The organism is Sediminibacterium sp. (assembly GCF_030695065.1).
Lineage (GTDB): Bacteria > Bacteroidota > Bacteroidia > Chitinophagales > Chitinophagaceae > Sediminibacterium.
Map to the genome: position 1 here is coordinate 1 of NZ_JAUYTR010000019.1, position 21,113 is coordinate 21,113.

Below are 21,113 nucleotides of genomic sequence, written 5' to 3' on the forward strand. Positions count from 1 at the left end.
GTTTGAAGCAAATAGCTGTGGTATTTTATCTGCTATTCATGAGCAGAGTGCCGATATTAACCAAGGGGTAGACAAGAAGAAGAAAGAAGAGCAGGGAGCAGGCGACCAAGGAATGATGTTTGGTTATGCCAGCAATGAAACTGAAGACTATATGCCATTGGCTTTAGACTTAGCGCACAAGATCTTGATTGAACTAGCTGCGTTAAGAAGAGAGAACAAAGCCATCAAATACCTAAGACCTGATGCCAAGAGCCAGGTGACGTTGGAATACAACGACAACAATCAACCCGTAAGAATAGATGCGATTGTAGTATCTACCCAGCACGATGATTTTGATACAGAAGGCAAGATGTTGGCCAAGATTAAGAACGACATTATTGATATCTTAATTCCAAGAGTTAAAGCGAAGTACAAGAAATACGCGAAGCTGTTTAACAAAGACATTAAATACCATATTAACCCAACTGGCAAGTTTGTGATTGGTGGTCCGCACGGAGACACTGGTTTAACTGGTCGTAAAATCATCGTAGATACCTATGGTGGTAAGGGTGCACATGGTGGTGGTGCATTCAGTGGTAAAGATCCAAGCAAGGTAGACCGTTCTGCAGCGTATGCAACGCGTCATATTGCGAAGAACTTGGTAGCTGCTGGTGTGGCAGACGAAATATTGGTACAAGTGTCTTACGCCATTGGTGTAGCACAACCTACTTCTATCAACGTAAACACATACGGTACTGCTAAAGTAAACTTGACCGATGGCCAGATTGCAAAGATGGTGGAAGGCTTATTCGATATGCGTCCTTACTTTATAGAGCAGCGCTTAAAGCTCAGAAACCCTATCTACAGTGAAACTGCAGCGTATGGTCATATGGGTCGCAAGTCTGAAACAGTAACCAAAACCTTCAAAACTCCAGACGGTAAAGAGAAGAAAGTAAAAGTAGAATTGTTTACCTGGGAGAAGCTAGATTATGTAGCTAAAGTGAAGAAGGCGTTTGGGTTGAAATAAGAATTACTGAAGCTTTAAATAAAAAAATCGCCAAAGGCTGTATGTAGATACAGCCTTTTTTTTTATATTCAAAGAATGAAAACCAGACTAATCGTATTTGGTTCGCTGGCAGCCTTGTTTTTCTTTATCCTACAAATTCAAGGTGCGAACCTAAAAACCGATGCCACTCCATTAGGTATAATTGATTTAGAATTTGCCGATACAGGCGAGAGGCTGAATGCCGTTCTGTTTGGCTGGTCTAATGCAGACGTAAAAGCCAATATCTATATAGACTTTGTGTTTATTCCTTTTTATGTGTTGTTTTTTTATACTGCTGCCCTTGCTTGTTCTGCTGCGTGGACCAATAGTTCAATGAAGCATGCGGGAACTTCTTTGTCTAAAGCGGTTTATGTTGTAGGGGTATTAGACTTAATTGAGAATAAAATTATGTTGGATAGCTTGGCAGGTAGCTTTTCAGACTTCACATTAATGCTAACCAATTGGTGTGCCGGTGCAAAATTTTTACTGCTCTTGGTGGTTATACTGTATATTGTAATTAGTATACCCTTTATCTTTTTTTATAAAAACAAATGATGGAATCCAATCCTTGGAAAATTAATGGCGAGAAATTGATTTATCATAATCCTTGGATTGCGCTTACCGAATACGATGTAATTAATCCTAATGGAGGTAAAGGGATTTACGGTAAAGTACATTTTAAAAATATTGCCGTTGGTGTTTTAGTATTAGACGAAAACTTGGATACTTATTTGGTAGGGCAGTACCGATTTACATTAAATGCATATAGTTGGGAAATGCCCGAGGGCGGTTGTTTGGTGGGATTGGAGCCTCTGGATAGCGCAAAGCGTGAACTGTTAGAGGAAACAGGTCTTATTGCCGAAGAATGGACCGAATTATTTCAGATGCATTTGTCTAACTCGGTAAGCGATGAATTAGCCATCATTTATTTAGCCCGAAAACTACACCAAGGTGAGGCAGAACCGGAGGAAACAGAGCAATTAGTGGTTAAAAAACTCCCTTTTACTGAAATGGTCAACATGGTAGAGAATGGCGCCATTACCGACTCCATGACGGTAGCTGCTGTATATAAAGTTCAACTCTTATTGTTGCAGGGAAAATTGAATTAATACATTTGCAGATGGCATTGAAAAAAACTTCCTTAATTATTGGCCGTCAGCCGTTGGTAGAAGCTTTGCAATCGGGCAAAGCCATAGACAAAATTTTACTGCAGAAAAATGCAAGTGGAGAAGTAGTACACCAAATTCGAACTTTATCACGCGAGCACAATATTCCCATTCAACTGGTTCCAGTAGAAAAATTGAATGGATTAAGCAAAGCCAATCACCAAGGGGTGATTGCAATAGTTGCATTGGTTCAATATTTAGATTTACAACAAGTAATAGATCATGTAGTATCTGAAGGAACAGTGCCAATGTTTTTAATGCTAGATGGTGTTACCGATGTAAGGAATATTGGTGCCATTGCCAGAACGGCTGTTTGCTGTGGAGCACAAGCAATCATTATTCCAGATAAAGGGGTAGGGGCATTAAATGAAGAAGCCATGAAAAGCAGTGCAGGTGCTTTAGAGAAAATACATATTTGTAGAGTAGGTAGTTTGTTGAAAGCGGTAGACGATTTACATTTAAATGGAATTGCAGTTTATACCAGTGAAATGAGAGCCGATCAAAATGTTTACGATTTAGACTATACCATTCCTTGTTGTGTAATTATGGGCGATGAAGGTAGGGGGGTGCAGCCTTATTTAGCTAAATCGGCAGATGCATTTTTTAAAATACCCATGGCAGCAAAATTTGATTCACTCAATGTGTCTGTTGCAACAGGAATGATTTTGTACGAAGGAATGAAACAGCGAATGGGTATTAAATCTGTATCCAATTCATGACCATGCAATTGAGCAATACGAATAAAACTATTTTGGTAGAATGCCCTCGAGACGCAATGCAGGGATGGAAAAATTATATACCAACCGAAAAAAAAATTGACTACCTCAATGCATTACTTAAAGTAGGTTTTGATGTACTCGATTGCGGCAGTTTTGTTTCTCCTAAGGCTATCCCACAAATGGCCGATACAGCTGAAGTAATAAAGGCTTTAGATTTGAGCAATAGCTTAACCAAATTATTGGTGATTGTAGCCAATCAACGAGGGGCAGAAGAAGCGGTAGCGTTTAATTCAATTAGTTATTTGGGATTTCCTTTTTCTATTTCTCCTAGCTTTCAAATGAGAAATACCAATAGCAGCTTAGAAGAAAGTTTTGAAAGGGTTAAAGCTATTCAAGCATTGTGTGTTGCCCACCATAAAGAATTGGTAATCTATTTGAGTATGGGTTTTGGAAATCCTTATGGAGATTTGTACAACCAAGCTATTTTAATGAAATGGGCAGGCGAAATGGCTGCATTAGGAATTAAAACGATTTCTTTAGCAGACACTGTTGGGTTGGCTAGCCCCAATCAAATAACCGATGCTTTAAATATTTTGATACCCCAATACCCAGCAATTCAATTTGGGGTGCATTTACATGCAAGTGCAGCTAATTGGGAACCCAAGTTGGCTGCCGCATTACAAGCCGGCTGTAATAGGATAGATGGGGCTTTAAAAGGCATTGGTGGCTGCCCAATGGCACAAGATGATTTAGTGGGTAATATGGATACCGAAAATATTATTCAGTATTTAATACAGCACCAGTTACTGAATCAAATTAACACAGTTCAATTGCAGCATTGCAGTAATATGGTCTCGACCGTTTTTCAATAACACTTCTATGAAGTTTCATTACGAATTTCCCATTAAGAAAATACCTACCCCGTTCATGCATTACCATAAAATGGTGATGATGGGTTCTTGCTTTACCGAGAACATTGGTCAATTATTAAAGAGCCATTGTTTTACAGTATTAGAAAACCCCAATGGAATATTATTTAATCCGATTAGTGTAGTAGAGGCGGTAGATAGTTATATTCATCAAAAGCAAATTGTTGCATCCGATTTGTTTTTATTGAATGAAACTTGGCATAGTTGGAAACACCATAGTCGTTTTTCAGGTACTACTCAAGCAGATGCAGTATCGAAAATAAATGCATCTACAACAGCCGCCGCCCAGTTTTTAAAAACAGCCAATCATCTCATGATTACGCTGGGTTCTGCTTGGGTATATCGGTTAACAGAAGCGGCAGACGGTATAGCAGGGTCTGTTGCTGCCAATAACCATAAAGCACCCGCAGCATGGTTTGAAAGAGAATTGTTAACAGCAGCTACAACACAACAAATGCTTCAACAAATGGTGGATCAGCTGCTTCAATACAATCCATACCTACAAATCATTTTTACTATCAGTCCTGTAAGACATTTGCGTGAAGGGGTAATAGATAATAATAGAAGTAAAGCGGTATTAATTCAAGCAGTTCATGATTTGGCCAATAGCAATAATGCTATTTATTATTTCCCAGCTTATGAATTGGTTATTGACGATTTACGCGATTATCGTTTTTATGCAGAAGACATGGTTCACCCCAATTATCAAGCTACCCAATATGTTTGGGAAAAATTTGTTGATGCTTGTATAGATAGCGAAGCCAGCAAGCAATTCAAGTTGATTAGGGAAATCAAATTGGCTTATCAGCACAAACCATTTAATCCAGCAACGGGTCAGCACCAGCAATTCTTAAAAAAGTATGCCAATGAAACCGCGCATTTAATGGAACAGTTCCCGCATATTCAATTAACTGAAGAATTGAATTATTTTAAAACTGGAATTAGAAATCAGCAATGGGTGGATTAGTTAGTGCATCTTGTAAAGGAATCAGGGTGCATAAGCTGGCTAATTCCTTTCTTTTTAAAAAGTTTTCAATATCACTTTTGTGTAATAGCCCAGTTATAATTAATATGGTTTTATTGCTATTGGCGTTTAATTCTTTCAATATCTTTTTATTGATGGCTTCACTTCTTTCGTCCCAAAAATCTACCTGCGCATTATACCAATTACTAAATGGTTGCAATGCCGGATAATTCATGGTAATTCTTCTGATGGCGTGTTTTTCTTTATAAATAATTGTTTCAATGGTATCTGTTAAATTAGGGCTGTTCATTCTTAATAAGGAGCTATCTAATAAACGCAAGAATGCATTATTGATATTGGTATAGTTATTGAAATCATCGGCATCCCCTGCATTTAAAAGCCCTTCATTGTAAACCCTTAACAATGTTTCTTGGTGCGATTTTTCCATTAATTGTGTGTAAGAAATATAGCTTTTTCTATTAGGGATATAGATGTCAAATGGGGCAATACATACAGAATCTTTTATTTCTTTAAATTTTCTTGTTGCCCTGTATTCAATTGGGTTATTCCAAACCCCTAAAAATTCGGCTGTTTTTGCACCCCAAACTTTATTAATGGTACAATTCTTAATTACAGATGAATCAAATTCTAATAATATAATATCTGGATTAATCCGCTTGATTATTTGCAACATACTACCCACTGTTACCAGTTTGTTTCCGTTGTGTTTGGTGCCCAAAATGATGACTCTATTAGGGGAGGGTTCAGCACTTGCCGAATAAGCAGCAACTACCCAAACAACAATTGCACCCAATTTTATCCAATTAAAACAAGGTTTGTACGCCATGGGCAATTTTGAATTCATGTTGTAATAGCCATTTTTTTCGCCACATACCGCCCGAATATCCTGTTAAGGAACGGTCACTTCCAATAACTCTATGACAAGGAACAATGATGGCAATTTTATTTTTCCCATTGGTAGTAGCTGCTGCTCTAATTACTTTTGGGTCTCCTAATCTTTTGGCCAAGTCTAAATAACTAATGGTTTTACCATATTCAATATCCATTAGTTTATTCCATACTCGAACCTGAAAATCGGTACCATCTTGGTGAACAGGTAAATCAAATTGTTTTCTTTTTCCATGAAAATATTCAATTAGCTGTTCAGTGCATTGGTGCATGATTTCGGTAATGCCTGGTTCTCCATGGGTAAATTGGTCTTTGTTGTCTACAAAGCTTAATTCACCAATATAATGGTTGGTGCCCCCAATTTGTAAGAGCCCTATAGGACTTTCGTAATAAGTATAATGCAATTCGCCCATTTAACCATTCCTTATATCGTGAATAAATATACAGAACTAAATGGTTTATTATCCAATTTTAAATCCATTACTTGTTGTCTTATTGGGCTGGAGTAAGATTACTTGCTTATTTTCATCGTACACACCCAATACCAAACATTCACTAAAAAAATGGGCAATTTTTTTGGGCGGAAAATTCACTACTGCAATAATCTGTTTGCCAATTAATTCAGCTGTAGTATAATGCACGGTTATTTGAGCAGAGGATTGTTTAATCCCTAATTCACCAAAATCTATGGTTAGTTGATAAGCTGGTTTAATAGCTTCTGGAAATGGGTTGGCTTCAAGAATGGTTCCAGTTCTGATATCTATTTTTTCAAAATCTTGCCAGCTAATCATTATATCATTTCTTGTATAAGTGCAACCAATTGCATCAACTCTTGTTGTTTGTATTCTTGTTCTTCTTTACAGAAACATTTAGCTACTTCACCAATTAAATGCTTAATAATTTGAGGATGAGTTTTGGGAATAAAATAAGCTGGTTCTACAGCTGCTCCAATTCTTGTTAAATAAGTTTCAATATCAGTATGTGAGTAAGCCTGCCCATTGGTAGCATCCACAAAAAAATGAATTTGGTCTCTGAACGAAGTATTGGGTTCATCAAATTCAAATTCTGAATTGAAAAAAGCAATGATAGACTGTTTAGGAATATTTATGATTCTTGCGTTGACCTCTAATTTTTCACAAATGATTTGATAGATAATGCTATTGGCTATGGCATTTCCTTTTTTTGCTTCTAAAACTTTGTGCAGAAAAAAATCGTCGGGGTTTTCATACTTCAACTCAATGCCCTTTAAATGGTAGTAATTATAAATAATACTACTTAACACATTGGCCTGTTCAAGAGGGGTAAGAAAGCTATTTAACTCTAGCCACACATTTCTCCTAATTTTTTCTATGTCTTGTAATACGGGCGTAGTTTGTAAATCGGGGTATTGAAATTTGGCAACCAATAATGCACCAAATAATAAATCGGGACAGGGGCTATTCACCCATTCTATAAAATCGTTTTGTAGGTCGGTAAAATGCAAGCGATGAATAATCATCTCAATTCTTTCCTGAATTTCTTCATTCGGGGTGGTTTCCCATAAATGTTCCAGGTTGGGGATAACCGGTTTACCATAGCCTACCAGTTTTTCTGTAACAGTTGTATAAACAACTTCATCTGGATCATCTATGAGCGTGAACAGGGCATTTAATTCTTTGGTCTCCTGCATATTGAGCTTAAATTCTTATCAAACTAAATTAATTTTTACTGAATAGTCAAGCATAAGTTATTCCCCCCTTGTGGATATATGTTTCATTTTACGCATAATAATTTGAACAGATAGTCGTTCAATTGTCATTTCTGCCTTAAATTAGTAATATTAACACCATAACTGATTGTTAAGGTTTACCTTTGACACTATTAATTTTTTTGAATGAGTACATTTACTATCCCCAAATTTCCTGCTGTAAAGCAATCCCTTCACTTAGAGTTAAAAAAAAGAGTACAAGCCTATTTTGATGAAAGAGGCATTGACGCAACCGGAACCCCTAAATTATTTACAAAGGCAATCATCATGGTAATTGCTTTTGTGATTGTTTACACCCACTTAGTATTTTTTACACCAGCTTGGTATTTTGCTGTAGCTGAATGTATCTTATTAGGAGGATTGGTTGCTGGAATTGGTTTTAACGTAATGCACGATGGTAGCCATGGAAGTTTTAGCACCAATCGTTGGGTTAATAAAATTGCTGCTTCTTCTATCAGTTTGTTAGGTGCGAATCATTTTATGTGGAATATGAAACACAATATGATTCATCACAGCTTTACCAATATTGATGGAGTAGACGATGATATTGAAGTGGGCATTTTAATGCGCATGGCACCCACACAAAAAAGAATTGGTGCACATAAATTTCAACATTTATATTTCTGGATATTGTATATGTTGTTGTACGTATTCTGGATTTTCTTTACAGACTATAAAAAATATTTTACCCAAAAAATTGGCAATGTTCCATTGAAAAAAATGAGTACTGCTGATCATATTGAATTCTGGGCAGTTAAAGTATACCATGCTGCGGTATTTATTGTAATACCAGTAGCAATTGTAGGCTGGGTTAACTGGGTAATTGGTTTTGTTATTATGACTTTCTTTGCAGGCTTTGTATTGAGTATCGTATTTCAACTAGCACATACCGTAGAACATACTGAGTTTCCTGTTGCAGATATTGAAACCCATAAACTACCTGATGAATTTGCAGCTCACCAAATTAAGACTACTGCTAATTTTGCTACCAATAATAAATTGATTAGTTGGTTAGTAGGTGGATTGAATTTCCAAATTGAACACCATTTGTTCCCGAAAATCTCGCACGTTCATTATCCTGCAATTAGCGAGATTGTGAAGTCGGTTTGTAAGGAATATCAATTACAATATATTGAGTACCCCACCATGCGAAGAGCAGTTGTTGCGCACGTTCGTTTCTTAAGGGAAATGGGCAGGGCATAATTTAGACTAGTAAGCACCTATTAAATTGGTATTTTACTTATAACGATAATAAAAAACTCCGATCAGTGATCGGAGTTTTTTTATGTCCCTATTCTTTGAGGTTTATTTATTTCTTAGCTGCTTTTTTTGCTACTTTCTTAGGCGCTGCCTTTTTAGCAACTGCTTTCTTGGTTGCGGCTTTTTTAGGGGCAGCTTTCTTAGCGGCAGTTTTTTTGGTAAATGCTCCGGGAACTTGCTCTTCTATCAAACGTTTAACTTCGTCTAATTCAATATTAGCAATAGTTTCAGGAGTATATTTGTTTCCATCTGCTTGCTTTCCTAGTTTCAACATCTTCTTCTGAAAACGAATAAACGGGCCCCATCTTCCATTTTCTATCGCTATTTTTTCTGCAGGCCATTGTTTAATAAAACGGTTGGCTTCTTTTTCCATTTTCTTCTCAATCAATTCATTAATGTCTTGTTGACTTAATGAATCAAAATTGTAAGCCCTTGGAATATTGATAAATAGGTCGTTCCATTTAATGAAAGGACCAAATCTTCCCTTTCCTTTTGTAACGGGGAGTTCATTGTAAAAAGCAACGGGTGCATCTGCAGCTTGCTTTTCTTTTAGTAATTCAATAGCACGATTCAAATCCATTTCGTGTAGGTCTTCTCCTTTAGGAATCGAAATGAATTGTTCGCCTAATTTAATATAAGGTCCAAATCTTCCAATATTTACTGAAAGTTCAGCTCCTTCGTATTCTCCCAATGTTTTCGGCAAAGAAAACAGCTCCATTGCCTCGTCCATGGTGATGGTTTCGATGCTTTGAGATTGTTTTAGTTTGGCAAATCGGGCTTTGTCGTTTTCATCACTGGTATCGCCAATTTGAACCATTGGGCCATAGCGCCCCATTCTAGCGATGACTCTTTTTCCTGATACAGCATCAATACCCAATTCTCTTTCGCCTTTGGCGCGCTCTGCATTTTCTAGGGTATGTTCAATGGTTTCATGAAATGGTTTATAAAAACCATCAATCATATTGCTCCACTTTAAATTGCCTCCCGCAATTTCATCAAACTCGGCTTCAATTTTTGCAGTGAATCCAAAGTCCATTACTTTATTAAAGTGTTGTTTTAAAAAGTCTGTTACTACCATACCTAAATCGGTAGGGAATAATTTGCTTTTTTCGGCTCCCGTATTTTCTTGAATAATTTCTTTTTCAATTTGATTGTTGGGAGTAAGTGTTAAAATGGCTGCAGCCCTTTTTATACCTTCTTTATCACGCTTTTCTACATAGTTGCGTTTCATAATGGTGGAAATAGTGGGAGCGTAGGTAGAAGGACGACCAATACCCAGTTCTTCCAATTTCTTTACTAGTGAAGCTTCTGTATACCTTGCTGCTGGCTTAGTGAATTTTTCACTGGCATTCATGTATACAAAATTCAATTGCTCATTTACTTTAATGGGGGGGAGCATACCCTCCGTGTTTTCCTCGTCTTCCTCGTCTTTACCCTCCATGTACACTTTTAAAAATCCATCAAACTGCATCACTTCTCCACTGGCAGTAAGTGTTTCTTTATTGGTGCTTATTTCAATTTTTGCTGTTGTTTTTTCAAATGCTGCATCACTCATTTGTGAAGCAATGGTTCTTTTCCAAATTAGTTCATACAATCGCTTACACTCTTCGTCGTCTACGGTATGATTGCTCATATAAGTTGGACGGATGGCTTCGTGAGCTTCTTGCGCATTTTCATTCTTGTTTTTGAATTTGCGTGGTTGGTGGTATTTGGCACCGTAGCTATGATTGATTTCTTTACTAATATCTGCTAAAGCAGTTTCACTTAAAGCAATACTATCCGTACGCATATAAGTAATCTTACCACTTTCGTACAGCTTCTGTGCAATCAACATGGTTTTGCTTACACTATATCCCATTTTACGAGATGCTTCCTGTTGAAGGGTAGAAGTAGTAAAAGGTGCAGCCGGGGTTCTTTTGGCCGGTTTAACTTGAATATCTTTTACAGTGTAACCTGCATTTTTGCAACTTTCTAGAAATGCTTCTGCTTCTTCAGTAGTGTGCAATCTTCCAGGTCCTTCTGCTTTAAACTGTACTGGTTTGCCATTGATATCTGTTGCACTAAAAATGGCTTCAATTTTATAAGAACTTTCGGTAATAAATTGATTGATTTCGCGCTCTCTTTCTACAATTAATCTAACTGCAACGCTTTGAACCCTTCCTGCACTTAGGCTTCTTTGCATGCCAATCTTGCGCCATAAAACAGGGCTCAGTTCAAATCCTACCAAACGATCTAAAACCCTTCTTGCTTGTTGCGCATTTACCAAGTTCATATTGATGATTCTTGGATTCTCTACTGCTTTTTTAATGGCTGGTGCAGTAATCTCATGAAATACAATTCGCTTGGTCACTGTAGGATCTAGACCCAATACTTCGGCTAAATGCCAACTAATGCTTTCTCCTTCGCGGTCCTCATCCGATGCAAGCCATACTTCGTCTGCTTTTTTGGCCATTTGCTTCAGTTCCTTTACCACTCTTTCCTTGTCGTCGGGTACTTTGTACCTTGGTAAATAGTGATTGTTCACATCAATGCCCATATCGTCCTTTTCAAGGTCTCTAATATGACCATAACAGCTTCTCACATCAAAATCCTTACCCAGAATTTTTTCAATGGTTTTTGCTTTTGCGGGCGACTCAACGATCAATAAATTTTTAGCCATGTACGAAATCCGGTCTACGGTTTTACTTCAATTATTAAGATCAAATGCATTGCAATATTAGGGGAAACCGTTAAATCACAAAAAATCTCCCTTTGAGGGGGATTGAATAAAGGCGAGTATTCGGTCTCTTGTACTGGCTTCTTTATACACTTGATTATGGCCTAAACCCTTGGTAATAAAGAATTCTGTAGAGGATATGGTTTCGGATAATAGGGGTGCTACGTCTTCAAAAGTACAGATGGCATCCGTTTCATCGTGAATCCATAAAACCCTTGCATCCAAGTTTCTGACCACCCTTGCTACAGAAAAATAACTGATGGGCTTACCCGCCAAATTGGTTACATATTGGTCAAAAGCTTGCTTAACAGCAGGTTTAACAGGAATTTGTGTGAATAGATTTTCAATGGCCCTTTTGGTTTCAGTTGCAGGGGCAATTAATACCAATTTTCTTTCTTTCGTATTGGTCATTGATTCCATAGCTAAAGAAGCAGCCAAGCCACCCATAGAGTGGGCAATAATGCCATATAAGGGTCCAAATTGGGCTTCTATAGCTAAAATGGTGTCTCTATATATAAGTGCATTAATTCTTTTCCCATCACTAATGCCATGCCCAGGAGCATCAAAGGCCAATACTTCAAATCCCTCTTTCTTTAGGGATACAATGTATTGCTCAAACTTATAAGAGTAGCTGCTGAACCCATGTACAATTAATATTTTTCTGGCTTGCGTTAATTCCGACTTCCACTGAAAGCCCCTAACTGTTATTCCTCTTACTTCTACCGATACGGGCAGGGATTGGTGAAAAATGGCGGGTATTTTAGGGTTTTTCTTCGATTTAAAAGGGGTACTAAACAAGTCAAAAGCCTCGGCAGCGGCTTTTTCAGGCGATACCATACCGATGGTTCTAATTTTAGCCTTATAGTATCTCAGCAGAAGGCGCTGACTCAATTTCATCTTCATCCTGCAAAGGTATTTAAATAATATATCTAAACTTTTTAGTAATAAATCGGTTAATAAGACTTTTAAAATACTTTTGCCACCCAAATAGTGATTATGTATACAATTAAAATTGATTTTGAACAGAAAGGACTAGAAAACGTAGTCTTGACCAATATTGCGCCCGACCAAAGTTTATTAGAAGTTTGTTTAGACAACGGGATAGAGTTGCACCACAATTGTGGAGCTGTTTGTGCTTGTAGTACTTGCCATTTATATGTGAATAGCGGTGCAGCGCATTTAGAAGAGCTTGGAGACAGAGAAGAAGATTTTATAGATAGGGCTGTAAATCCTAGAATCAACTCTAGATTAGGCTGTCAATGTGTATTACAAGCAGGATCTGGAGAGGTTAGCATTACATTACCAGATCAAACCCAGTTTTTGGGAGAATAATGAATTGATTTAACTTTTAACAAATTACCATGAGCCATTTTGAGCCACCCATTAATTGGAACGACCACGAAGATATTGCGATGAAATTATACGAGCGTTTTGGAGACGATTTTACCGAAGCCAAAATATACCGTATTCGTTTTACTGATTTATTAGAGTGGGTTTTAGAAATTCCTAGATTTGAAGGAACAAGAGAACAGAGTACGGAAGGTCATTTAGAAATGATTCAAAGTGCTTGGGTATACGAATGGAGAGACAATCAAAAGTAATTATGCTGGAGCAATTCAACTATATCAATACATTCATTTTTGACGTTGATGGGGTTTTAACAGACGGCTCATTACTAGTAATGCCGAATGGTTTAATGGCCCGTAGAATGAATATTAAAGATGGGTATGCATTGCAGCTAGCGATAAAAAAAGGGTATCAGGTGATTGTTATTTCAGGAGGTAATTCACCCGAAGTAAAAGATAGACTGAATAAGCTGGGGGTTCATGCGGTACATATGCAAGTAACCGATAAATTGGGTTTGCTCAAATCAATTTTGAATGAATTGAGCGTTGCGCAAAATACTTGTCTATTTATGGGCGACGATATACCCGATTTGGAATGCATGAAATGGGTGGGTCTTCCTGTTTGCCCGGCGGATGCAGTTTCAGAAATAAAAGAAATTTCATTGTATATTTCTGCAATATCTGGAGGTATGGGCTGTGCAAGAGATGTAATTGAAAAAGTGATGAAATTGAGGGGTGATTGGAATGAGGATTTTACCCTAAGGGCACAGTAGGGTTTATTTTACTAAGACAATATTTAATACCTTTTCAATTCAACCATTTGAAATTAACAGCTGCATTTTTTCGCTTGGTAAGATGGCCCAATTTGGTGTTTATCATTGTTACCCAATATTTATTTGAATGGTGTATTTATGCTAGGGTTTATCCATTTGAATTTAATGAATCCAACCATTCTCAGTTTTTACTAATTCTGCTTGCATCGGTATTCATTGCCGCTGCAGGGTATATCATTAATGATTATTTTGACCAAAATATAGACCAGATTAATAAACCCGATAAAATGGTAGTGAATACCATTATCAATAGAAGATGGGTTATATTTTGGCATATGGTATTGAGTTTAGCTGGATTGTTCTTTACCATGCTGGCCTTGCCAGTTCAATTGTATTGGCATTTGGTACTGGGTAATTTATTGGCCATTTTATTGCTGTGGTTTTATTCTACCAATTTTAAAAAACAACTATTGATTGGTAATATCATCATCTCGTTACTTACAGCATGGGTTATTTTAATTTTATTTTTTGCCAAATTTCCTTTGTTAATTAATGAGCTTTTGGTGGTAGACCATAACAAAGTCAGATTTTTCAGGCTGTCTATTTTATATGCTTCTTTCGCATTTATTATTTCACTGGTAAGAGAAGTGGTAAAAGACATGGAAGATATAGAAGGTGATCAAAAGTATGGTTGTAAAACCATGCCCATATTGTGGGGAATTAGAGCCAGTAAAGTTTTTGTTGCAGTGTGGATGGTTGTGTTAATTGCTGCATTAATCATTTTACAAATTTATGTTTTAGGGCTAGGGTGGTGGCATAGCGCATTGTACTGTGTTTTATTAATTGTTTTGCCTTTGTTGGTCATATTGAAAAAGTTATATCATGCCAATAGTTCCAAAGACTATCATACGGTAAGTGCTTGGATTAAATTGGTCATGTTTACCGGAATACTTTCAATGCTTTTCTTTAGATTTTATTCAGCATCAATATGATAAAAACACCCGTTATACTTGCCTCTCAAAGCCCTAGAAGAAAAACTTTATTAGAATGGGCCGAAGTAACTTTTAGGGTGGTTGTAGAATCTACCGATGAAAGTTTTGATGCCAATATGGAAGCAGAAAAAATTCCCATCCATATTGCAAAAGCTAAAGCAATTGCAGTAAAAAACAAATTGGTTGCTGCTGAAGAAAAAGTGAACAATATTATTTTTTTAGCAGCCGATACGGTTGTGGTTTTAGAGAAAGAGATTATTAATAAGCCTGCAAATAGAGAAGAAGCCATTGCTATGCTACAAAAATTGTCGGGTAAAAATCATCGGGTTATAACAGGAGTAGTCATTTTATTAAATGAAATAGAAGTGGCTTTTTCAGAAACTACCCATGTACAATTTCATCCATTAACCTTGCAGCAGATTGAATATTATGTAGACCAATATAAACCCTACGACAAAGCAGGGGCATATGCCATACAGGAATGGATAGGCGTAATTGGAATTGCCTCCATTACGGGCGACTTTTACAATGTAATGGGACTTCCAGTGAGTAGGGTGGTAAAAGAATTAACCACCCTGGATCTAGTAGCAAATTAGTTACGCCATTCAACTGACTGATATTGGGCAGCAAATAGGGTTTTACCAGTATCTTTTACCAAATAAACTGCAGGTCTAGCTCTACGTCTGGATGTAATGTTCTTTCTACCGGGCAAGTTCTTGCAGTATTTTCGAGTATGGCTTTTTCTTTGTCGCTTAAATGTTTAAGTGATTCAGGAAATTGAATATGAACAACGATTTTACCGATTCTTCTAGGGTCACTGTACATGACTTTAGTAACGTCGGCCTTAGTGCCATCTAGTACAATATTATCCATGGATTGGGCTTTAATGCCCATTGTGGTGATCATACAAGAGGCCAATGCGGTTGCTACTAAGTCGGTTGGAGAAAACCTTTCGCCCTTTCCCTTGTTATCGGTAGGTGCGTCGGTTTCAATAGCAGATCCGCTTTGTAAATGTGTAGCTGTGGTTCTAAGGTCGCTGGTATAAATAATTTGTGAAGTCATTGCATCAATTTTGCTTTAAATTTACCTATAACAAACCAAATGGAAGTGAAGAAACTATTTTTTGTGGTTTTCCTAATGTCAGGAACAGGATTAATGGCTCAGAAAAAACAACCTTCTGAATCTGCTATGCAGCGTGCGCAAAAGAAAGAAGAGCGCAGAGAAAAAATAAATCAACTCATTAAACAAGAAGAAGAAGGTGCGCTAATTTTTAATAAGCAAAATGCATTCAGCATTAATTTAAACACCGATGGATGGGGGGTGAAATTTGAAAAAGGAAAGTATAAAACCATTACCAGTACTAATTTGATGTGGCTAGAATTTGGCGAAAGAAAACATCCCAAAGAAGAGCGCATTCCCACATTGTCTTCTTCAGGTGGCTTTATTTTAATATCCAATTATATCTATGGAAAGCAGAATAATTTTTATTACCTCAACCTCGGTTTTGGGCAGCAAAAATTAATTGGAGGCAAGGGTAATAAAAATGGTATTGCTGTTTCAGCTATTTATGGCGGCGGTATTACTGCGGGATTATTAAAGCCCTATTATTTAGAAGTTCAGAACCAACAAACTGGCTTGAGAGAGGAAATTAAATACGATGGTACCAATGAAGCGCTTTTTTTAGACCCAAGTGCTATTTTAGGCAAAGGGGGGCTATTTAAAGGATTTGGTGAAATGAAAGTTGTACCTGGGGCTCATGCTAAGCTGGCATTGCGATTTGATTATGGCAGATACAATGAATTGTTATCCGCTATTGAAGTGGGTGTAAATGCTTCCTTTTATTCACAGAAAATGCCCATTATTTTACTAAATAAGGAAAAAAACTTCTTCTTTAATGCTTACGCCGCATTCACTTTCGGTAGAAGAAAGTAGTTAATTTTGTGCCCAATTATATTTCTAGAGCATGCAAGAATTACCTGTAGTACCTAAAATGCCTATCGATACCATCGTTACAGCTGACGCGCCTTTGAAAAAGCCCAATTGGTTGCGTGTAAAACTTCCCATTGGAGAAAGTTACAAGCACGTAAGAGGGTTAGTAGATACCCATAAGTTACATACTATTTGTGAAAGTGGCAATTGCCCTAATATGGGCGAGTGCTGGGGAGAAGGAACGGCTACATTTATGATTCTCGGAAATATTTGTACGCGAAGCTGTGGGTTTTGTGCGGTGGCAACGGGTAGACCTTTGGCAGTTGATTTTGATGAGCCACAAAGAGTAGCAGAAGCCATTCACTTAATGAAAGTAAAACATGCAGTCATTACTAGTGTAGACCGAGACGAATTGAAAGATGGGGGTTCTATTATTTGGTACAATACCATCAAAGCAGTAAAAACATTAAATCCTACCACTACATTAGAAACGTTGATTCCCGATTTCAGGGGATTTAAAGACCAAATACAACGTATTATTGAAGCTGCTCCTGAAGTAGTGAGTCATAATATGGAAACAGTAGAACGCATTACCAAGCAAGTAAGAATTCAAGCAAAATACAGGCGTAGTTTAGAAGTGTTAGAAACCTTGAAAAAAGGGGGCATGAGAACTAAAACGGGTATGATGCTTGGCTTGGGTGAAACCAAGGAAGAAATTATTCAGTCAATGAAAGACTTGGTTGCCGTAGGCACCGATGTACTTACTTTGGGCCAGTATTTACAACCTACTAAAAAGCATTTACCCGTTCAGCGATTTGTACATCCAGATGAGTTTGCAGAACTAAGAGAAATAGGCTACAGCATTGGATTTGATTATGTAGAAAGTGGTCCTTTAGTTAGATCTTCTTATCATAGCGAAAAGCATGTGATTCCTGGTTATGGAGTAAACAAATGGAAGATGGAAAAACAATTACATGCATAAATTTTTAGGTTTATTATTTTTTGCTCCAATATTTGGTCTTGGGCAAACCAAGTGGATAAATGTAGACAGTGTATTTGGTCCATTGCCCAATAAAGTACACATATTCTATTCAAATGATTCTTTAGATGGCAAGCCCAATAAAGCTTTTTATTTAATAGCACCTTTAAAAGAGAAGACGCTGGATTTTTCGGTTTCGGTGGGTAACGGAAAGCGGTATACACCTTCGGAATATCATCAGCAAAATAATGCCCCATTGTTAGTAGTGAACACCACTTTTTTTGAGTTTGTTCAAAACAGAAATTTAAATGCGGTAGTGAGCAATGGTCAACTCTTGGCTTATAATATCCATAACACTGTTCTAAAAGGAAAAGACACTTTTACTTATCGTCACAGTTTTGCAGGGGCTATTGGCGTTTCTAAAAAACGAAAAGCAGATATTGCTTGGTTGTTTACAGACAGTGCTGCAAAATATCCATTAGCAAGTCAAATACCCGTCCCCCATTTTAAAGACAGCAATGCAGTGCTTCAAAAAACACAGTTGCCTGGTTCCTTTAAAAAATGGAAAATGCAAACCGCTGTTGCAGGAGGGCCAGTGTTAATTCAAGCTAATCAAATTAAAATCACCAATAACGAGGAGCAAAGATTTGCGGGTAAACAAATAAACGACAAGCATCCAAGAACTGCAATGGGCTATACCGCTGATGGAGGTTTAGTGGTAATGGTAGTGGAGGGAAGAAATCCAGGAATTGCGGAGGGCGCAAACCTTACTCAATTGGCGCAATTAATGCTGTCTGCTGGTTGCGTAGAAGCATTAAATTTAGATGGGGGAGGAAGTAGTACCATGTTGGTAAATGGAAAAGAAACCATTAAACCCAGCGATAAAACCGGGCAACGCCCGGTTCCAGCTGTGTTTATTATTTCATCTCCCAAACAAGTGCAGACGCTCCTAAAATAGCGGCATCAGATTCTTTTAAATGGCTCACCAATATTTTCACTTTGTTTTGGAATACTTGTATAAGATTGGCTTCCATATGTTCGCGTGTAGGCTTTAATATAAAGTCTCCCGCTTTGGTTAATCCTCCAAACAAGATAATGGCTTCAGGGCTAGAGAACATTACAAAATTAGCTAGTGCCATTCCTAAGATTTTACCTGTATAATCAAATATTTCCTTAGCCAATTCATCGCCTTCTAAAGCGGCTTCATGCACTTTTTTAGAATCTATTTGCTCAATTGGAATTACTCTTAATAAACTGGGTTTGCTGCTTTTTTCTAAGAACTCAAGCGCATTTAATCTAACACCCGTAGCAGAAGCATAACTTTCTAAAGAACCTCTTTTGCCTGTTCCCTCGTGTAGTCTTCCGTCTGGAATAATAATGGTATGTCCTAATTCTCCTGCAAATCCATCGTGCCCATAAATTAATTTTCCATTGGCCACAATACCACTGCCCACGCCTGTTCCAAGGGTAATCATGATAAAGTCATGCATGTCTTGAGCAGCTCCATACATCATTTCTCCTAAAGCAGCAGCATTGGCATCGTTGGTTAAAACAACGGGTAATTTAAATTGATCTTCTACCATTTTACCAAATGGAATAATGCCTTTCCAAGGTAAGTTGGCAGCATACTCAATGGTATTTTTATAATAATTGCCATTGGGTGCACCAATGCCAATTCCTTTTATTCTACCTACTCCACCTGCTTGTTCAATTAAAGGAGCAATATTTTGGTAGAGGTCTTCTATATAGGGCATTACTTCAAGATGGTTTCTGGTACTCATTTCGCCAGAGAACAATAAATTCCCTACTCTATCTACAATTCCATATTTGGTTCCAGTACCACCAATATCAATGCCTACTGCCAATTGCTCCATTGCAGTTGAACCGGCTCTGTTGTCTTTTTTACTATTCATAAACTGTACTTTCAAATAATTAATGTCCACCGCCTACTTGTGCATCAAAATCTAATCCCTGTGCTTTTAACACATTTTTCATTTTGATGGCGAGGTATATTAAAAACGCAAAACAAGCAGCTGCTAATAAATAGGATTGGTGCATGCCAATTGCAGAGTTGTCTCCAATAGCACCTTGCAATGGTGGAATAATGGCGCCGCCTAAAATCATCATAATTAAAAATGCAGAGCCCTGGCTAGTATACTTTCCTAATCCACCCACACCCAAAGAAAATATACATGGCCACATTACCGAGCAACAAAGACCACCAGCCATAAAAGAATAAACTGAAATTAATCCATTGGTAAACACCCCAATTAACATAGCAGCAGTAGCCAATGCAGAAACTGCAATCAAGGTTTTAACTGGTTTTTCTTGGCCATAAAAGAAGGCTGCTATGGCCAATGCAATGTATACAGCATAACCAAATAAATCAGACACATCGCTGCCATATAAATTATTTACATAAAGCACTACACCAAAAGCAAAAAATGGAACAACAATGGTTGCAATGGTTTTACTCATGCCCTTTAAATTAAATACGCTGATGGCACCGGTCCATCTACCAATCATTAAACTACCCCAATACAATGAAACGTATTTGGAGATCTGGCTTTCTTCTAAACCAGCTTCGGTTAAGTATCCTGGAATTCTTAATAAAGCCCCAAAATTGTTGTCGATGGTAACTTCTACCCCTACATAAACAAAAATACCAATCATACCATAAATCAATTGTTGGTATTTCATAGCGCCCCAACCCGTTGGATTTTTAACTGCTTGGTTATTAGAATAAAACAAAATTCCTACCACTGATATTAAAGAAAGTAAAAGCAACGTTAGTTTAGGTACTTCTGTAAATTGTCCTACAATAATAATGATGCCAATTAAAAAAGTCATCATTAATAATGAAGAAGCTGCTTTGTTTGCTTTCTCAAATTTTTCATCGTTTTTACCTTCGGGTAATTTTGAAAATGCAAAGAATAAAGCCACTGCCGCAAATACTCCTGCAACTATTAAATACAAAGTATTGATATTGGTTACAGTTACTTCTGTGTTGGCATTACCTACTGAGCCAAATAAAAAGAAACTCACGATAATGGGCCCCAGCGTGGTTCCCAGCGAATTGATACCGCCAGCTAAATTTAAACGATGTGATCCTGTGGAAGGATCTCCTAAGGTAATAGCAAAAGGTTGTGCAGATGTTTGCTGTAAAGAAAATCCTAATGCTACAATAAAAAATGAACCAAGAATAGCAGGAAAAGAATTGGCATTGGCAGAGGGTATAATTAATAAAGCGCCTACTACTGAAATACCCAAACCATATATGATTCCTTTTTTATAGCCTATTTTATTCAAGATATCGTATCCAAATAAATTGGATAATATAAATAAGATTAAAGACCCAATAAAATAAGCGCCATAAAATGCAGAACCTATTAATTGAGATTCAAATTGATTAAGCTGAAAATGGTTTTTAGCAAATGGGATGAATATACTGTTAGAAGCAGCAATAAATCCCCAAAAGAAAAATACAATGACAAGGGTGGCTAATGCACCAGTATTGGTGGGCTGTTTGGTCTGAGTCATATCAATCGTTCGTTTTTATAGGTATGGAAAATAGGAATAATTGGTTGAAGGAAAAATTTTAAATGGTAATTTGATGGAATCGCTTTATTGGTTATCTTGAAAATTGAAGATTTAATTCTT

The 21,113-nt window shown here is 37.2% G+C and carries 24 protein-coding genes; 15 read left to right on the forward strand and 9 right to left on the reverse strand.

Annotated features, from left to right (window positions below; translation table 11 throughout):
* The 6 genes from metK to Q8S25_RS09190 form a co-directional block, all read left to right on the forward strand.
* Nucleotides 1-1,006 (forward strand): methionine adenosyltransferase (gene metK / locus Q8S25_RS09165; protein WP_305536996.1); only part of this gene is annotated, 1,006 nt, incomplete at its 5' end.
* A 75-nt stretch (nt 1,007-1,081) separates the two neighbouring features.
* Nucleotides 1,082-1,579, forward strand: a complete 498-nt coding sequence (locus tag Q8S25_RS09170) for a hypothetical protein (protein ID WP_305536997.1) — start codon at nt 1,082-1,084, stop codon at nt 1,577-1,579.
* Complete coding sequence (locus Q8S25_RS09175; protein WP_305536998.1) at nt 1,579-2,133, forward strand: NUDIX hydrolase; 555 nt, start codon at nt 1,579-1,581, stop codon at nt 2,131-2,133. Before Q8S25_RS09170 ends, Q8S25_RS09175 begins: the two co-directional genes overlap by 1 nt.
* Before the next feature lie 11 nt (nt 2,134-2,144).
* Nucleotides 2,145-2,909: a 23S rRNA (guanosine(2251)-2'-O)-methyltransferase RlmB gene (rlmB, locus tag Q8S25_RS09180; protein WP_305536999.1), complete on the forward strand. Its 765-nt coding sequence runs from the start codon at nt 2,145-2,147 to the stop codon at nt 2,907-2,909.
* Nucleotides 2,906-3,781, forward strand: coding sequence for a hydroxymethylglutaryl-CoA lyase (locus Q8S25_RS09185; RefSeq protein ID WP_305537000.1), 876 nt, complete (start codon nt 2,906-2,908; stop codon nt 3,779-3,781). Before rlmB ends, Q8S25_RS09185 begins: the two co-directional genes overlap by 4 nt.
* Nucleotides 3,782-3,788: 7 nt before the next feature.
* The gene (locus Q8S25_RS09190) at nt 3,789-4,805 is read left to right on the forward strand and encodes a GSCFA domain-containing protein (RefSeq protein WP_305537001.1); all 1,017 of its coding nucleotides are present in this window, start codon (nt 3,789-3,791) and stop codon (nt 4,803-4,805) included.
* Here Q8S25_RS09190 and Q8S25_RS09195 read toward each other — a convergent pair.
* From Q8S25_RS09195 to Q8S25_RS09210, 4 genes are read right to left on the reverse strand one after another with little or no spacing between them, the layout of a single operon-like run.
* Nucleotides 4,780-5,649: a hypothetical protein gene (locus Q8S25_RS09195; RefSeq protein ID WP_305537003.1), complete on the reverse strand. Its 870-nt coding sequence runs from the start codon at nt 5,647-5,649 to the stop codon at nt 4,780-4,782. The genes Q8S25_RS09190 and Q8S25_RS09195 overlap by 26 nt on opposite strands.
* Nucleotides 5,627-6,124 carry a methylated-DNA--[protein]-cysteine S-methyltransferase gene (locus tag Q8S25_RS09200; protein ID WP_295190617.1) on the reverse strand — a complete coding sequence of 166 codons (498 nt, stop codon included), beginning with the start codon at nt 6,122-6,124 and terminating at the stop codon, nt 5,627-5,629. The genes Q8S25_RS09195 and Q8S25_RS09200 overlap by 23 nt, the downstream gene beginning before the upstream one ends.
* 48 nt (nt 6,125-6,172) lie before the next feature.
* Nucleotides 6,173-6,502 (reverse strand): tRNA-binding protein, encoded by a 330-nt coding sequence (locus tag Q8S25_RS09205; RefSeq protein WP_305537005.1) that lies wholly within the window; start codon nt 6,500-6,502, stop codon nt 6,173-6,175.
* On the reverse strand, nt 6,502-7,380 hold the full coding sequence (locus tag Q8S25_RS09210) for a transglutaminase family protein (RefSeq protein WP_305537007.1): 879 nt from the start codon (nt 7,378-7,380) through the stop codon (nt 6,502-6,504). Before Q8S25_RS09210 ends, Q8S25_RS09205 begins: the two co-directional genes overlap by 1 nt.
* A 204-nt stretch (nt 7,381-7,584) precedes the next feature.
* On the opposite strand from Q8S25_RS09210, the gene Q8S25_RS09215 reads away from it, so the two are divergent.
* Entirely contained in the window at nt 7,585-8,661 is a 1,077-nt protein-coding gene (locus Q8S25_RS09215) for an acyl-CoA desaturase (protein WP_305537009.1), read from the forward strand.
* A gap of 106 nt (nt 8,662-8,767) precedes the next feature.
* Here the strand turns inward: Q8S25_RS09215 and topA are convergent, their stop codons facing one another.
* Nucleotides 8,768-11,377, reverse strand: a complete 2,610-nt coding sequence (topA, locus tag Q8S25_RS09220) for a type I DNA topoisomerase (protein WP_305537011.1) — start codon at nt 11,375-11,377, stop codon at nt 8,768-8,770.
* A 75-nt stretch (nt 11,378-11,452) separates the two neighbouring features.
* Nucleotides 11,453-12,337, reverse strand: coding sequence for an alpha/beta hydrolase (locus tag Q8S25_RS09225; protein WP_305537013.1), 885 nt, complete (start codon nt 12,335-12,337; stop codon nt 11,453-11,455).
* Between the two features lie 93 nt (nt 12,338-12,430).
* On the opposite strand from Q8S25_RS09225, the gene Q8S25_RS09230 reads away from it, so the two are divergent.
* The 5 genes from Q8S25_RS09230 to Q8S25_RS09250 are packed head-to-tail and all read left to right on the forward strand — an operon-like array spanning nt 12,431 to nt 15,141.
* Nucleotides 12,431-12,766 carry a 2Fe-2S iron-sulfur cluster-binding protein gene (locus Q8S25_RS09230; protein ID WP_305537015.1) on the forward strand — a complete coding sequence of 112 codons (336 nt, stop codon included), beginning with the start codon at nt 12,431-12,433 and terminating at the stop codon, nt 12,764-12,766.
* A gap of 29 nt (nt 12,767-12,795) precedes the next feature.
* Complete coding sequence (iscX, locus tag Q8S25_RS09235) at nt 12,796-13,035, forward strand: Fe-S cluster assembly protein IscX (protein ID WP_305537016.1); 240 nt, start codon at nt 12,796-12,798, stop codon at nt 13,033-13,035.
* A 2-nt stretch (nt 13,036-13,037) separates the two neighbouring features.
* Nucleotides 13,038-13,553 (forward strand): HAD family hydrolase, encoded by a 516-nt coding sequence (locus tag Q8S25_RS09240; RefSeq protein ID WP_305537018.1) that lies wholly within the window; start codon nt 13,038-13,040, stop codon nt 13,551-13,553.
* Nucleotides 13,554-13,600: 47 nt separating this feature from the next.
* Nucleotides 13,601-14,545, forward strand: a complete 945-nt coding sequence (locus Q8S25_RS09245) for a geranylgeranylglycerol-phosphate geranylgeranyltransferase (RefSeq protein ID WP_305537020.1) — start codon at nt 13,601-13,603, stop codon at nt 14,543-14,545.
* A complete protein-coding gene (locus tag Q8S25_RS09250) occupies nt 14,542-15,141 on the forward strand; it encodes a Maf family protein (protein WP_305537022.1) in 600 nt (199 codons plus the stop codon). Before Q8S25_RS09245 ends, Q8S25_RS09250 begins: the two co-directional genes overlap by 4 nt.
* Nucleotides 15,142-15,196: 55 nt before the next feature.
* Here the strand turns inward: Q8S25_RS09250 and Q8S25_RS09255 are convergent, their stop codons facing one another.
* Entirely contained in the window at nt 15,197-15,607 is a 411-nt protein-coding gene (locus Q8S25_RS09255) for an OsmC family protein (RefSeq protein WP_305537024.1), read from the reverse strand.
* Between the two features lie 45 nt (nt 15,608-15,652).
* Between Q8S25_RS09255 and Q8S25_RS09260 the strand changes: the two genes are divergently transcribed.
* From Q8S25_RS09260 to Q8S25_RS09270, 3 genes are read left to right on the forward strand one after another with little or no spacing between them, the layout of a single operon-like run.
* Nucleotides 15,653-16,477: a hypothetical protein gene (locus Q8S25_RS09260; RefSeq protein ID WP_305537026.1), complete on the forward strand. Its 825-nt coding sequence runs from the start codon at nt 15,653-15,655 to the stop codon at nt 16,475-16,477.
* A 31-nt stretch (nt 16,478-16,508) separates the two neighbouring features.
* A complete protein-coding gene (lipA, locus tag Q8S25_RS09265) occupies nt 16,509-17,456 on the forward strand; it encodes a lipoyl synthase (protein WP_371131590.1) in 948 nt (315 codons plus the stop codon).
* Nucleotides 17,449-18,411 (forward strand): phosphodiester glycosidase family protein, encoded by a 963-nt coding sequence (locus Q8S25_RS09270; RefSeq protein ID WP_305537028.1) that lies wholly within the window; start codon nt 17,449-17,451, stop codon nt 18,409-18,411. Before lipA ends, Q8S25_RS09270 begins: the two co-directional genes overlap by 8 nt.
* Here the strand turns inward: Q8S25_RS09270 and Q8S25_RS09275 are convergent.
* Nucleotides 18,371-19,366, reverse strand: a complete 996-nt coding sequence (locus tag Q8S25_RS09275) for an ROK family protein (protein ID WP_305537030.1) — start codon at nt 19,364-19,366, stop codon at nt 18,371-18,373. The two genes, Q8S25_RS09270 and Q8S25_RS09275, sit on opposite strands and share 41 nt — an antisense overlap.
* 19 nt (nt 19,367-19,385) lie before the next feature.
* Nucleotides 19,386-20,993: an MFS transporter gene (locus tag Q8S25_RS09280; RefSeq protein WP_305537032.1), complete on the reverse strand. Its 1,608-nt coding sequence runs from the start codon at nt 20,991-20,993 to the stop codon at nt 19,386-19,388.
* Nucleotides 20,994-21,113 lie beyond the last annotated feature (120 nt).

What these genes read in the sequence shown, in the direction of transcription:
- Q8S25_RS09170 (WP_305536997.1), top strand. Translation starts at nt 1,082, where the DNA reads ATGAAAACCAGACTAATCGTATTTGGTTCGCTGGCAGCCTTGTTTTTC.
- Q8S25_RS09175 (WP_305536998.1), top strand. Translation starts at nt 1,579, where the DNA reads ATGGAATCCAATCCTTGGAAAATTAATGGCGAGAAATTGATTTATCAT.
- rlmB (WP_305536999.1), top strand. Translation starts at nt 2,145, where the DNA reads ATGGCATTGAAAAAAACTTCCTTAATTATTGGCCGTCAGCCGTTGGTA.
- Q8S25_RS09185 (WP_305537000.1), top strand. Translation starts at nt 2,906, where the DNA reads ATGACCATGCAATTGAGCAATACGAATAAAACTATTTTGGTAGAATGC.
- Q8S25_RS09190 (WP_305537001.1), top strand. Translation starts at nt 3,789, where the DNA reads ATGAAGTTTCATTACGAATTTCCCATTAAGAAAATACCTACCCCGTTC.
- Q8S25_RS09195 (WP_305537003.1), bottom strand. Translation starts at nt 5,649, where the DNA reads ATGGCGTACAAACCTTGTTTTAATTGGATAAAATTGGGTGCAATTGTT.
- Q8S25_RS09200 (WP_295190617.1), bottom strand. Translation starts at nt 6,124, where the DNA reads ATGGGCGAATTGCATTATACTTATTACGAAAGTCCTATAGGGCTCTTA.
- Q8S25_RS09205 (WP_305537005.1), bottom strand. Translation starts at nt 6,502, where the DNA reads ATGATTAGCTGGCAAGATTTTGAAAAAATAGATATCAGAACTGGAACC.
- Q8S25_RS09210 (WP_305537007.1), bottom strand. Translation starts at nt 7,380, where the DNA reads ATGCAGGAGACCAAAGAATTAAATGCCCTGTTCACGCTCATAGATGAT.
- Q8S25_RS09215 (WP_305537009.1), top strand. Translation starts at nt 7,585, where the DNA reads ATGAGTACATTTACTATCCCCAAATTTCCTGCTGTAAAGCAATCCCTT.
- topA (WP_305537011.1), bottom strand. Translation starts at nt 11,377, where the DNA reads ATGGCTAAAAATTTATTGATCGTTGAGTCGCCCGCAAAAGCAAAAACC.
- Q8S25_RS09225 (WP_305537013.1), bottom strand. Translation starts at nt 12,337, where the DNA reads ATGAAGATGAAATTGAGTCAGCGCCTTCTGCTGAGATACTATAAGGCT.
- Q8S25_RS09230 (WP_305537015.1), top strand. Translation starts at nt 12,431, where the DNA reads ATGTATACAATTAAAATTGATTTTGAACAGAAAGGACTAGAAAACGTA.
- iscX (WP_305537016.1), top strand. Translation starts at nt 12,796, where the DNA reads ATGAGCCATTTTGAGCCACCCATTAATTGGAACGACCACGAAGATATT.
- Q8S25_RS09240 (WP_305537018.1), top strand. Translation starts at nt 13,038, where the DNA reads ATGCTGGAGCAATTCAACTATATCAATACATTCATTTTTGACGTTGAT.
- Q8S25_RS09250 (WP_305537022.1), top strand. Translation starts at nt 14,542, where the DNA reads ATGATAAAAACACCCGTTATACTTGCCTCTCAAAGCCCTAGAAGAAAA.
- Q8S25_RS09255 (WP_305537024.1), bottom strand. Translation starts at nt 15,607, where the DNA reads ATGACTTCACAAATTATTTATACCAGCGACCTTAGAACCACAGCTACA.
- lipA (WP_371131590.1), top strand. Translation starts at nt 16,509, where the DNA reads ATGCAAGAATTACCTGTAGTACCTAAAATGCCTATCGATACCATCGTT.
- Q8S25_RS09270 (WP_305537028.1), top strand. Translation starts at nt 17,449, where the DNA reads ATGCATAAATTTTTAGGTTTATTATTTTTTGCTCCAATATTTGGTCTT.
- Q8S25_RS09275 (WP_305537030.1), bottom strand. Translation starts at nt 19,366, where the DNA reads ATGAATAGTAAAAAAGACAACAGAGCCGGTTCAACTGCAATGGAGCAA.
- Q8S25_RS09280 (WP_305537032.1), bottom strand. Translation starts at nt 20,993, where the DNA reads ATGACTCAGACCAAACAGCCCACCAATACTGGTGCATTAGCCACCCTT.